This window comes from Variovorax sp. V35, assembly GCF_041154465.1.
GTDB lineage: Bacteria > Pseudomonadota > Gammaproteobacteria > Burkholderiales > Burkholderiaceae_C > Variovorax > Variovorax boronicumulans.
The window spans coordinates 3,295,366-3,307,966 of the sequence record NZ_AP028666.1 but is presented as its reverse complement, the minus strand read 5'-3'; the positions used below and the strand labels follow the sequence as shown (position 1 = coordinate 3,307,966).

Annotated in this window: 10 protein-coding genes; 4 read left to right on the top strand and 6 right to left on the bottom strand. The window is 66.5% G+C overall.

Going from position 1 to position 12,601, the window contains the following annotated elements; genetic code table 11:
* Nucleotides 1-3: 3 nt before the first annotated feature.
* The gene (locus ACAM42_RS15300; RefSeq protein ID WP_369632533.1) at nucleotides 4-1,275 is read right to left on the bottom strand and encodes an HlyD family secretion protein; all 1,272 of its coding nucleotides are present in this window, start codon (nucleotides 1,273-1,275) and stop codon (nucleotides 4-6) included.
* Nucleotides 1,276-1,972: 697 nt separating this feature from the next.
* On the opposite strand from ACAM42_RS15300, the gene ACAM42_RS15295 reads away from it, so the two are divergent.
* The 4 genes from ACAM42_RS15295 (at nucleotide 1,973) to ACAM42_RS15280 (ending at nucleotide 5,682) form a co-directional block, all read left to right on the top strand.
* Entirely contained in the window at nucleotides 1,973-2,398 is a 426-nt protein-coding gene (locus tag ACAM42_RS15295; protein ID WP_062480639.1) for a CBS domain-containing protein, read from the top strand.
* 70 nt (nucleotides 2,399-2,468) lie between these two features.
* The gene (locus ACAM42_RS15290) at nucleotides 2,469-3,053 is read left to right on the top strand and encodes a YSC84-related protein (protein ID WP_095744962.1); all 585 of its coding nucleotides are present in this window, start codon (nucleotides 2,469-2,471) and stop codon (nucleotides 3,051-3,053) included.
* Between the two features lie 61 nt (nucleotides 3,054-3,114).
* Nucleotides 3,115-3,663, top strand: a complete 549-nt coding sequence (locus ACAM42_RS15285) for a nuclear transport factor 2 family protein (protein ID WP_369632532.1) — start codon at nucleotides 3,115-3,117, stop codon at nucleotides 3,661-3,663.
* Nucleotides 3,664-4,473: 810 nt separating this feature from the next.
* Nucleotides 4,474-5,682, top strand: a complete 1,209-nt coding sequence (locus ACAM42_RS15280; RefSeq protein WP_369632531.1) for a lactonase family protein — start codon at nucleotides 4,474-4,476, stop codon at nucleotides 5,680-5,682.
* Nucleotides 5,683-5,844: 162 nt separating this feature from the next.
* On the opposite strand, the gene ACAM42_RS15275 is transcribed toward ACAM42_RS15280, so the two are convergent.
* Genes ACAM42_RS15275 through ACAM42_RS15255 form a run of 5 tightly spaced genes read right to left on the bottom strand, consistent with a single transcriptional unit; the run spans nucleotide 5,845 to nucleotide 12,554 of the window.
* Nucleotides 5,845-7,257, bottom strand: a complete 1,413-nt coding sequence (locus tag ACAM42_RS15275; protein WP_369632530.1) for a phosphotransferase family protein — start codon at nucleotides 7,255-7,257, stop codon at nucleotides 5,845-5,847.
* Entirely contained in the window at nucleotides 7,244-8,299 is a 1,056-nt protein-coding gene (locus tag ACAM42_RS15270) for a hypothetical protein (RefSeq protein WP_369632529.1), read from the bottom strand. Before ACAM42_RS15270 ends, ACAM42_RS15275 begins: the two co-directional genes overlap by 14 nt.
* A gap of 56 nt (nucleotides 8,300-8,355) precedes the next feature.
* Nucleotides 8,356-10,482, bottom strand: coding sequence for a 3-hydroxyacyl-CoA dehydrogenase NAD-binding domain-containing protein (locus tag ACAM42_RS15265; protein ID WP_369632528.1), 2,127 nt, complete (start codon nucleotides 10,480-10,482; stop codon nucleotides 8,356-8,358).
* Nucleotides 10,483-10,498: 16 nt separating this feature from the next.
* The gene (locus ACAM42_RS15260; protein ID WP_369632527.1) at nucleotides 10,499-11,707 is read right to left on the bottom strand and encodes an acetyl-CoA C-acetyltransferase; all 1,209 of its coding nucleotides are present in this window, start codon (nucleotides 11,705-11,707) and stop codon (nucleotides 10,499-10,501) included.
* Between the two features lie 52 nt (nucleotides 11,708-11,759).
* Entirely contained in the window at nucleotides 11,760-12,554 is a 795-nt protein-coding gene (locus ACAM42_RS15255; protein ID WP_369632526.1) for an enoyl-CoA hydratase/isomerase family protein, read from the bottom strand.
* Between the last annotated feature and the right edge of the window lie 47 nt (nucleotides 12,555-12,601).

Sequence of the window (12,601 nt, the reverse complement as noted above, 5' to 3'; positions counted from 1 at the left end):
TTCTCACGCCTTGGCGAGGCTGGCCGAGACCACCTTGCCCGGCACGCACAGGGTCTGGCGGCTGCCGTCTTCCGAGGGCGGCGGCTCGGGCGCCTCGATGCGCGCCACCGCATAGATCGAGCCCTGCTCGGCAAAGGGGAAGGGCACGCTGTACGTGCTCTGCAGTGCATCCGAGGCCACGGGCAGCAGCTGCTCGACGCGCGCATGCACGTCGACGTTCTGCGCCACCTTCACGTCGAGCTTGGAGCCGACGCTCAACCGCTTGGCCAGCCGCGCGGGAAACACGGCGACGACGCCGATCCGGCTGCAGTCGGTCACGCGCACCAGCGAGGAGCCTGCCGTGACATACGCGCCCTCGGGCGCCAGCACCGTGTGCACCATGCCGGGCTGGCTCGCCTTGACCTCGTAGGCGGCGAGCTTGTCGACGCGGCGGCGCTCTTCGTCCTCGAGCTGCGTGATCTGCGCGAGCTGCTTGACGATCGCGGTGCCGTCCTGGCGCGCGCGGTCGCTGCTGTTGCGCAGCGCTTCACGCCGGCTCGCGAGCGTCTGGAACAGGCTGTTGCCGCTGGTGCCCACGAAGGCGCCCTGCCCCGCGCTCGCCACCGTCTGCGCCTGTCCCGCGAAGGCCTGCTCGGCCACCGCCGCATTGGCACGCGCGGTGCTCAGCTGGGCCTCGGACGCGTTCATCACCTGTTCGCTGATGGCGCCTTCTTTCAGCAGCGCTTCGTTGGTGCGCACCTTGTTCTCCTGCTCGGCCACCACGCTGTGCGCCACGTCGCGCTGGCGCTGCGCGATCTCCCAGGCGTCCCAGGTCTGCGCCAGCGAGGCCTTACGGGTCACCTGCGCCTGCTGGCCGATGGAGCGCATCTCCTGGCTGTCGGACTTGTACTGGTTGCCCAGCTGCGACAACTGGCTTTGCAGGGCCAGGCGCTGCGTGGTCAGCGTGGTGAGGATCTCCTGGCTGACGGTCGGGTTGCGCACCGTGGCCACCAGCGTGCCGGGCGCCACCGCATCGCGCGTGCGCACCGCCATCTGCGTCACCACGCCGTTGATCGGCGACGTGACGATGCCGACCGGCGCCTGCAGCACGGCCCGCGTGGCCTGCGAGGACAGCAGCGGCTCGACCAGCGTGGCCACCATCAGCCACAGCACGAAGGCCAGCAGCGCATAGGCCGCCAGCTTGGGAACGAAGGCGCCCCGCTGGCGCCGGGCCCGTCCGGCACCCGGGGCGCGCGGTCGGCCCGGTTCCGACGGAAAAGGAATGGGTCTGGACACTCGCATAACCACCTCTTGGAAACATCGACGGCATGCCGGCGAACGGCATGCCGTCTGGTGAAGAAAGAGACTTGACTCAACCCTCCCGATCCCTCGGTCCGCGCCTTCGATTTTTCGTGCTGCGGTGCAATAAAGGTACGCCCAAAGCGCGGCCCGTCCTGCTTCCGGGAGAAACAAGATGTGCGAACTTCACATCTACTTTTCGGCCGCGGACCGGGCGAAGTCCTACATAGGTGTTGCGGCGGTGGGGGTTGACACGGGCCGGGCGTGTGGGCACGCGCGGAACAGCGCGTGATCGCGTTTGTCTCGAAGGCCCGCGGGCATGGCGCAGGGCGAGGTCCGATGAAGCGGCCCCCTGCGCGCGCGGCGTCGACAACGCGGCTTCCGCGTCGGGTTCAACAGGCCGTAACGATATTGCCGCGATTGGTCACAGCCGCCGCGGGGGCGATGTGGCGGGCACGCATCAGCGACGGTCATCAACCCCGGCGAGCCCTATGCCCTTCGCGACATGGGGACACGCCCAGGCTGCGGCATGCGCGCGTTCTTCCTTTGCACCACCGGCTTTTCGGCGGTTGTCCTACACCTTGGGCCGCGCAGAAGACTAGACCTGTAGCTGCGCCGGATCAGTGCCGTGCGCACCCCTTTTCCTGCCATGAACCACGGCCGCCCAACTTACTTTTTCTTCAAAGGATTCCAGATGCGAAAAGTCAACGCTGTGATGACCCGCGATGTCGAGGTCATCAGTCCCGACGCCACCCTCGCGGAGGCCGCCAGGCGCATGCGCGACGGCGACTTCGGGATGATGCCGGTGGGCGAGAACGACCGCATGATCGGCGCGATCTCGGACCGCGACATTGCCGTGCGCGGCATCGCCGAAGGGCACGACGGCAACGCCAAGGTGCGCGACGTCATGTCGGACGGCATCCGCTGGGCCTATGAGGACGACGCCGTCGATCATGCGGCGCAGCTCATGGCCGAGCACCAGATCCGGCGCCTGCCCATCGTCAACCGCGACAAGCGGCTGGTGGGCATCCTGGCGCTGGCCGATGTCGCGGTGAAGGAGCCCAAGGTCAAGCCAGCCGCCGAGGCGCTGTGCGGCATCTCGCAACCCGTCGAGGCCTGAGAAGGTCTGACCAGGCGAGGTCCTTCACCCCGATTCACTGTCCCTTCCCTTTCTTCCTGGAGGACTTGCCATGCACGTCGCACCTTTCCACCTGCTCGCAGCCGCCGCCATCGCGGCGAGCCTCGCCGTGACCGGTTGCACGGTCACCCGCCCCAGCGGCGCAGCAAACGACATCCCGGCCTCGTCGGCATCGGCCATCGACGCCCAGGTCGATGCATCGCTGGCCCGCCTCTATGACACCGTCGCCGGTTCGCGCGCGCTCGTCGCTGGCGCGCAGGGCGTGCTGGTCTTCCCGTCCGTGGTGGGCGGAAGCTTCGGCATCGGCGCCGACTATGGTCGCGGTGCCCTGCGCAGCGGCGGCCGCACGCAGAGCTACTACAGCACGACCGCCGGCTCCATCGGCTTCCAGGCCGGTGCGCAGTCGAAGGCCGTGTTCTACGTGTTCACCTCCAGGGAGGCGCTGGACAAGTTCCGTCAGAGCCGGGGCTGGACGGTGGGCGTCGACGCGACGGTGGCGCTGGCACGCTACGGTGCCAACGGCGTCGTCGACAGCAGCACCTTCCGGCAACCCGTGGTCGCCTTCGTGATGACCAATGTGGGCCTGGAGGCGGGTGCGTCGGTGCAGGGTGCGAAGGTCACCGAAATTCGACCTTGATACGGGCATGACATGACGGGCATCCGGTCGGAAACGCCATCGACAAGGAGTGCCCGCCATCATGCTCAACGGAGCCGAAGCCCACCCGATCCAATCCGCGACGCGCGCGTTGTTCGACCGCTATGAGCGGGAATTCAATGCGGGACTGACCGGCGAAGCCGACCTCGAAGCCGTGGCGGCGTTGTACGCCGCGTGCTTCATTGCCGCCTCGCCCGCCGGCGTCTTCACGGGCAAGAACGATGAAGAACTCAGGCGCGTGTCCGCGAAGGGGTTCCAGCATTACCGCGACACCGGCGTGCAGCGGATGAACGTGCGTAACCTGGACATCTCGGCGATCGACGAATTGCACGGGCTCACCCGCGTGGCGTGGAGAGCGATCTACAAGGTCGACGGCGCGCAGAAGGTGATCGACTTCACCAATGTCTATCTGGTGCGGCTCGAGGGCGACAGCGCGAAGGTGTTCGGCTGGATCCCGTGTCTATGGAGAGTTCTCTCGAAGGACCGCCTGGCCGTGGGTGGTTTCCACGCCGCTGAGCGCTTCGCGCTTGTCATGCGGGTTCCCCCGCGTGGACGGGCTGCAGCCTCCGCGCAGCCGGCTGCCCGGCTCTGAGCTACCGCCCTATGGGGCGAAGAATCAAGCAGCGGGAAACTGCGCCCCGACATCACCAGAATGATTGCCCCTGCGATCCGAGGAAGACCTGAACAACTCGGATCGTCGACCTGAAAGGCTTCCCGGCAACCAGACCGGAAGTTGTTCCATGAGTCAGTGGAAATCTTTGTGGATAACTCATGGACAACTTCGGCGGCGCCAACACTCATGCGGGTCATCGCTGGAATGCCTACATTCGAGGCAGTCGCCTCTTGACTTTCGGGCCCGATGAATCGGCCACAGGCGCGGTGACCTGGAAATCCGCTACCAGCGCCTGCCTTCTCGTCAGAGGCTCGAACTTCTGACGCGAGGTTAAGAGGTATCTCGACGCGCAAGTACTGCAACACCTCGTCGGCAGCTGGCGCTTCAGGCAGCCGCCAGTCACCTTGGCGTGGCGCCGCCGTCCCCGACCTGAGGGGCAACCTGCGAGGGTACGTCTACCAGTTCTCGGGTATGGCCGTTTGCGCTGTTGCTCACTAACATCGCCGGCCGTAACAAATGGCAGGGCCTTGCGAGAACATGAGATGGCACGGATCGGAGCCTCGGCTCCACTCAAGCGAAATTCTTCTCCGCGTCGCAGGCGCGCTGGTGGCGCTAGTCGTTTCAGGGTGCGGCGGGGGTGGAGGTGGCGGCTTTTTCCCGATCTCCCTGATCTCGGTGCCGCCCTCCGCCCCCGCGCCCTCTCCTGCCCCAGCGCCCTCAGCCCCAACTCCCCCCGCACCGACCTATGCGATCGGCGGCAAGGTCACGGGGCTGCTCGGCGCGGGGCTTGTGCTGCAGAACAACGCAGGTGACGACCTGCCCATCGCCACCGATGGCCACTTCAGTTTTGTGACACCGCTTGCCGATGGTGCGAGCTACGCTGTGTCGATCAAATCCCAGTCGAAGATCCTGACGCGCGTGTGCACCGTCAGCAACGGAAGCGGAACGATCGCGGCGACCACGGTGAGCGACGTGCAGGTCGTCTGCGCCGAGCCTCCTTCACGCTTTGCCTACGTGTCGAACGGCAACAGCGACAGCGTGTCGGCCTACGCCGTCGATGCGACGACCGGCACGCTGCGCCCGGCAGCAACGCTGTCGGTGCCAAGTCCGTACGCGTTGACCATCGAGCCCTCGGGCCGATTCGTCTACGTGTCGAGCGCTTTGGGCAACGGCGTGTCGGCGTACGCGATCGATCGCACGACGGGCGACCTGCACCCCATCGCCGCCCCAACCGTGGCGACGGGGGGAGTATCAGCGGGGATGGCGGTGGATCCCACTGGTCGCTTCGCCTACTTCGTGAATTTGGTGGGCAACAGCGTGCTGGCTTTCAACATCGACCCCGAGACGGGTGCGCTGAGCGCGATGGCGGTGCCGTCCGTGGCGACCGGCAGTCTGCCTTACGGTATTGCCATCGACCCCACGGGCCGCTTCGCCTATGTGGCGAACATCAACGATGCCACCGTGTCGGCATTCAACATCGATGCCACGTCCGGTGCGCTGAGCCCCATGGCGATCCCCACCGTGGCGGCCGGGTCCGGGGCCCGCGATATTGCCGTGGATCCCTCGGGCCGCTTCGCCTACGTGTTGAACCAGGGCGACCGGAACATCGTGGCCTACTCCATCGATCCCGTGTCGGGCGCACTGGCGCCGCTCGCAACAACACCGCCTGCGACAGGTCGCGCTCCATTCAGCATCACCGTGGACCCGAAGGGACGCTTTGCCTACGTAGCGAACCTGGACAGCCATGACGTGTCGGCCTATACCCTGGACGCCTTGACCGGCGCGCTGGCACCCGCAGTGACGCCAACCATTCCCACAGGAAATCGTCCCGCCTCGATTGCTATAGAACCGAACGGGAAGTTCGCGTATGTGGCGGACAACACTGACAACAACGTGTCGGTCTACTTCATCGATGTGGTGTCGGGCGTGCTGAATCCACAAGCGGCACTGACAGTCATGGCAGGACGTTCGCCGAACAAGATTTTCTTGTCGAGGTGAAGAAGTGTCATTGAATCGGTCTACATGGGCCGCCCGAGAGGAGCAGTTTGGCCCAGGCTGCTTCGAGCGCGCCGCAATGAGCCAGTTCGCTGATGCTCATTCATCTTCGCGCGCGACTTCCAGAGCATTCGGACAGTGCTCAAGATTGGTCGCATTCAGACCTCAATTTATGTGGCGCCACCGATAGCGCGGCTGATCGATAGCCAGTTGACCCAGGGCGGTAGTCCAAAAATGGGCGTTCAACGCTGCAGCATCGCAGGCCGAACTTCGGCTTCGGATGGCCGTGCAAAGCGCGGCGCGAAGCCGCTCCAGATCAGCTTGCACGCCGAGCACTCGACAGATTCGATCGGCCTCTTCGCTCGCCAGGCGTGCGCCCATCTCACGCTCGCGTGCCAGCGTGGACTGCAGGCTGATGCCGATACGCGCGTCGCGATTCGTTCTGCCTTCGTCGGTTGCGGTGGAGGCAAGTGGCACCTCAGCAATGGCGATGGTGAGCTCGTCGGCGGAGGCTGGCAACGGCTCTGGGTCGTCCCGTTCGCAGACGCCAATTTCATCGTCTGCTCGCTCCCACAAGAGCGTCGACCGAATCTCGCCCATCGCAACCAGCAGATCGACCTCGACTTCCGAGGCACGCCGCGCGATGGCGAGCCGCTCGATCCTACGGTCGCTCCCATTGCGCCAGGCCAGCCCCATCGCGTCACAGGTGATGCCCCACTTCAAGGTGCCCAGAACCTGCCAATAGTGAACGCGCGCCGCATCCACGCGTCGGCCCGATTCGGCCTCGTACCCTGCGAAAAGCTGCGCCCGTGTGCCCAAGCCTCCGGCCTCCAGCTCCACGTTGCCGAAGCGCCAGGAATTGACACAAAACCACCCCAAATCTTCCATAGGGTCGCCGAGGTGCGCGAGCTCCCAGTCAAGCACCGCTCGCACGCCCTCCGCGCCTACGATGAGGTTGCCGTTGCGGAAATCTCCGTGAACGAGCACCGCTGGATCGCTGTACGCGGGCTCATGTTCCGCGAGCCAGCGAAGCGCCAGCTCGAACACCGGCCGCGGCGTACCGTTAGCGCGGTGTGCCGCTTCCCAATGTCGACGCTCATGCGCGGCACCGCCGCAGCGAAGAGCAGGTAACTTCGCCTGCGGCATCGCATGGATGCGAGCCATCAGTGCGCCGCACTCGGCGGCCAGGGTGCGCCGTGCCTGCGCAAGCTCCGGATCGCGAAGAATGGCGCGAGCCGACGACTCGCCCTCCACCCGTCGCATCAGGTAGCCATCGCCCAGCCCATCGGATGGCAACAGTTCGCCGATCACCTCGGGCACCGGCACACCGGCCTCCAGGGCAGGTCGCAACAGCGCGGCCTCGGCGGCCATGCCTGCGCTACCTTGCTGGCCGTTTTCGCTCCATTGGCGGGTGCGCCGCAAGATCAAGCCCTGCGCGCCACTCGGCGACAAGGCATCGAAAGACCAGATCTCCTGGCTCGCACCGCCGGAAACCGCGCTCAGCGCCGCAATGGCCGACACGTCGGGGCGGTGGCGACGCAGCGCCATCAACAACCGATCTGCGTCAGCGGCCTGCACGGATGCCTTCGAACGCCTCACCGTCAGCGGAATCCTGATGGTCGAGATACTCCGCCATGCCGAAGCCGACACGCTCGCCCAAACGATAGCGTGTCATGCACTCCATGATGCGCGCCTTGTCAGTACGCCCGTCGGGCAGCTTACGCCAATGACGGCACGGCACGCTGGCGAGCACTTCACCCTCGATGTCGTACTGCTGGCCCACTTCGTTCTCGAAACTCAGCGAGAACCCCGTGGGATAGCTTCGCGCGTCATAGCGCGTCTGCAGCCGGACGCAGTGCACATGGCGCAGGCGGCCGCTGCCGTCGTGCACGTAGCCCGTTTCCAGCAGTTCGCCATCGCCCTTCTGAACCACGATCACGCACATCGCCAAGCCATCGTCGAACGTGCAGGGAAACCAGCGATACCACGGAATCGCTTGCCACAGCCGTGGACCCCAGGAATGATCGCGCAGGCCATGGCCTGCAATCTCCCAGGAGGTCTCTCCGACGCGCAGCGTGCCCTGCCCTCTCACTGACTGGTCGTAGTGCGCCCGTGCAAAGTAGCGCCCCTCCCCTTCGTCGAAGGGCTCGCCCTCGTCGCCCAGCAATTCACCGCCGTGAGCGGGTGCCACGGCTTCGAAGACCAACGCGATCTCGGCATCTACCTGTGATTGCGGTGTGAAGGCGGCTCGCGGGTTCTCCATCGCCGCACCATCCGCCATCACGTGGACCGGCCCAGCGTAGTGCAAGCGCGAACGCTGCATAGGCTGATCGAAGTCGAAGCGCAGCCCGGCGGCTTCGACGCCGTCCTGGCTGACCGTCCCGGGCTTCGCGAACATGAAGCCCACGCGTCCGTCCGGCAGGTACAGGCACACGGTCATCTCGGACAAGCCCTGGTTCGCGCGCTGTCCGATCCGGAACCAGCCGCCGATGCGCTGACGTCCATCGATCAGATGGACGTAGCGGCTCTCGTTGAAGAAGGGATGCGCTTCGACTGGATGGTTGAAGTCGTCCTCCGGTCGCAACGGGCGAACCGGGCGGTATCGGCCGGAGTAGTCCATGTCAGCCCTTGCCGGCCAGCGCGACGAAGCTCACGCCATGAAGAAGCGCGGCCACTTCAAGCCTCCAGATAGCGGCCACCCGCAGCCGCCAACTCGCGCAGTGCCGATGGCACCTCGAAGCGTTCACCGTGATGACGCGCCAGGTGGTCGCACTCCTCAACAAAGCGCGCCGCACCCAAGGTATCGATGTGGCTGACCGCGCCGCCCAGGGCCGCCGGAAATCCCCAGCCCAGCAACGAACCGACATCGGCATCACGTGCGCTAACCACGCCCTCGGCCAAGCAGCGCGCCGCCTCGAGCGACTGCGCATGCATCAGGCGCCGGCGCACCTGCTCCACGTCCGGCTGTTCGGCGGCGAGCGGATAGAGCTCCGCCAGGCCCGGCCACAGGGCCTTCTTTCCGTCGGCCGGATGGTCGTAAAAGCCCTTGCCCACCTTGCGGCCTAGTCGCCCGAGCTTCTCCACCATGGTCACGAGCACAGCGTCTTGCGGCTGCTCGCGGTAGGCGGTGCCCTGGTCCAGGCGGCTCTGCTTGAGTGCCTTGTAGAGCAGCTCGGCCGAGAACTCGTCGATGAGCGCCAACGGCGGCATCGGCATGCCCGCCATGCGGCCGGCGTTTTCGATCAGGTTCGGGTTCACGCCTTCGACCAGCATCGTCATGGCCTCGTAGGGGAACATGCCGAATGCGCGGTTGGCATAGAACGCCGGGCAGTCGTTGACCACGATCGGCGTCTTGCGGATGCGCTTCACGAAGTCGAGTGCCTGGGCAATGGTGGCCTCGGCGGTCGCCTTACCGCGGATCACCTCGACCAGCGGCATCTTCTCGACCGGCGAGAAGAAATGCAGGCCGACGAATTGCGCAGGCCGCGACGACACCTCGGCCAGCCCGGTGATCGGCAGCGTCGAGGTGTTCGACGCGAAGATCGCGTCGGGCGCCATCGCGGCCTCGGCCCGGCGGGTGGCCTCGGCCTTGACGGCGCGATCTTCGAACACCGCCTCGATCACGATCTGGCAGTCCGCCAGCGCCGCGTAGTCTGTGGTCGGTTCGATCAGCGCGAGCGTGCGGTCGCGCTTGTCGGCGGCCATGCGGCCCTTGGCGACCTGGGCGTCAAGGATCTTCGCGCCGTAGGCCTTACCCTTCTCGGCCGCTTCGAGACTGGTGTCCAGCAGCACCACTTGCAGGCCGGCCAGTGCGCTCACGTGCGCCAGGCCCGCGCCCATCATGCCGGCGCCCAGCACGCCGATGCGCCCGTAGTCGCGCTTGGCTACGTTCTTGGGCCGGTGCGCCAGCCGGTTGGCCTCGCCCATCGAATAGAAAAGCGTGCGGATCATGTTCTTGGTCGCCGACGAGGTCGCCAGGTGCGCGAACTGCCGCTGCTCAATCTTCAGGCCGGCGTCGATGCCGACCTGGCAGCCGTCGTACACGCACGCCAGGATGGCCTCGGGTGCGGGATACAGGCCCTGCGTCTTGCCCAGCAGGTTGCCGGCAATGCCGAAGTACAGCTGCGTCGGTCCCGGCGTCTGCGGCGTACCGCCCGGAAACTTGAAGCCCTTGGCATCCCAGGGCTTGACGGTGGCTTGCGGGCCCTCGGCCAACAGCCAGGCCTTGGCGCGCGCCAGCAGCTGATCGGCCGGCACCACTTCGTCGACGATGCCGGCTTCGAGTGCCTGCGCCGGTGCGACCTTGCGGCCTTCGAGCAGGTAGGGCAACGCGGCCTTGATGCCGATCATGCGCGGCAGGCGCTGCGTGCCGCCAGCGGCGGGCAGCAGGCCCAGTGAGACTTCAGGCACGCCAAGCTGGATCTTCGCGTCGTCCGCAACGATCCGGCGATGGCAGGCCAGGCAGATCTCAAGCCCGCCGCCCAGCGCCGTGCCGTTGATCGCGGCGACAAATGGCTTGCCCGAGGCCTCGAGCGTTCGCAGCGTGCGGCTGAAGGGGCCGGAGCTGGCCATCGATTCCTCGGCCGTGCGAATGCGGCGGATCAGGTCGAGGTCGCCGCCAGCCACGAATTCGGGCCGCGACGAGGTGACGATGACGCCCTTCACGGCACTGTCGCCGATGGCGCGCTGGACCGCAGCGTCGAAGGCTGCGATGGACGCCAGATTCAGCACGTTCATCGGCCGGTCGGCCACGTTCCAGGTCAGGGTGGCGATGCCGTCGGCACCGAGCGTGTAGTCGATCATTTTTTTTGCTCCTGCGTCAGACGCGTTCAATCACCATCACCGAACCCATGCCGCCGCCCACGCACAGCGTGACCAGGCCGGTCGACAAGTCGCGGCGTTCGAGTTCGTCAAGCAGCGTGCCCAGCAGCATGCCGCCGGTCGCCCCCAGCGGATGGCCCATCGCAATGGCGCCGCCGTTGACGTTGACCTTGTCGTGCGGAACGCGCAGCGCCTGCATGAAGCGCAGCACCACCGCGGCGAAGGCCTCGTTGCACTCGAACAGATCGATGTCTCCGGCGCTCATGCGGGCCCGCTTGAGCGCTGCTTCGGCGGCCGGCGCGGGGCCGGTCAGCATGATGGTCGGCTCGCTGCCGATGGTGCCGAAGGACACCACGCGCGCGCGCGGCTTCAGCCCGAGCCGATCGGCCATTTCGCGCGAGCCGATGAGCACCGCCGAAGCGCCATCGACGATGCCCGACGAATTGCCGGCGTGGTGCACATGCGTGATCGCACCGAGCTCCGGGTAGCGCTGAAGCGCCATCGCGTCGAAGCCCATCTTCTCGCCTTGCACGGAAAAGGAAGCCTCGAGCTTGGCCAGCGTGTCCATCGTGGTGTCGGCGCGGACGTGCTCGTCCTGCGCCAGGATCTCCACGCCGTTCAGGTCGCGCACGGGCACCACCGATTTCGCGAAGCGGCCCTCGGTCCAGGCTGCGGCCGCGCGGCACTGGCTTTCCACGGCGTAGCTGTCGACGTCGTGGCGGCTGAAACCATACAGCGAGGCAATCAGGTCGGCCGACACGCCCTGCGGCACGATGCGGTTCGGAATGGTGATCTGCGGATCGGTGATCCACGGCCCGCCGCCGACGAACATGGGCACGCGCGACATGCTCTCCACACCGCCGCCGATGACCAGCTCGGCCTGGCCCGACTTGACCAGCGCCGAGGCGAAATTGCAGGCCTCCAGCCCCGAGCCGCAGAACCGGTTGAGCTGCACGCCTGGCACCGTATGGTCGTAGCCGGCCGCGAACACCGCGGCCTTGCCGATGTTCGAGGCCTGTTCCAGCGCCGGCTCGGCGCAACCGAGGATCACATCGTTGACCAGCGCCGTGTCCAGCCGGTTGCGATCACGGATCTGTTGAAGCACCTGGGCGGCGAGGCGCGCCGGTGCGACTTCATGCAGCGCGCCGTTGGCGCGCCCGCGGCCGCGCGGCGTGCGCACGGTGTCGAGAATGTAGGCTTCTGTCATCTGTCGTCCTTGGGGTTCTTGTCGTTGGTTGTGGAGTGCCTCGGCGCGCGAATCAGCGGCCCGTGAAAGCGGGGCGACGGCGCTGCTGGAAGGCTGCAATGCCCTCCTTCAGGTCGTCGGTGGCGAACACCTTCTGCAGCTGGCGTGCTTCGTGGGCGAGCATCGAATCGAAATCGCCGCCTTCCAGCAACACCTCTTTCGACAGGCGGAAGGCCGCGGTCGGCCCGCTCGCGATGTTCTGCGCCAGCTTCTGCGCCTCTTCCGCCACGGCCCCCGTGGGCACCGCTCGATTGACCAGGCGCAGCGCGGCGGCCTCGGCGCCGTTCACGAAGCGACCGGTGTAGATCAGCTCGGAGGCCAGTGCGAAGCCCGTGCGGCTCAGCAGGATGTGGTGGGCGCCGGTGTCGGGCACCATGCCGATGTGCCGGAACGGGCTGCCGAAGAGCGCTTCTTCTTCTGCCAGGACCATGTCACAGCACAGCGCCAATCCGAAGCCGAAGCCCAGCGCGGGCCCCGCCACCGCGGCGATGGTGGGCACGGGCAGCGCCCGCAGCCGCTGGCACAGCGGGCCGACCACCTGACTGATCATGGCCATCGGGTTGTCTGCTGCGGGATCGATAGAGCCGATGTCCCAACCCGCCGAGAACACCGCACCGGCGCCGCGCAGCACCACGCAGCGCGCGCCGCCTTCGAGCGCAGCATCGAGCTGAGCGCCGAGGGCCTTTGCGTTCTCGACGCGAAAGCTGTTCTTGGGTTGGGGAAGGTCGATCGCGATCGTGGCGACCGCGTCCTGGAGTTGCAGTGTGATGCCGGCCACTGCGATGCCGTTGTGCGGTTGATGTCCCATGCCTGGAACTGTCGCCGCAGCGAACCCGCCCGGTATCGTCGCATCCG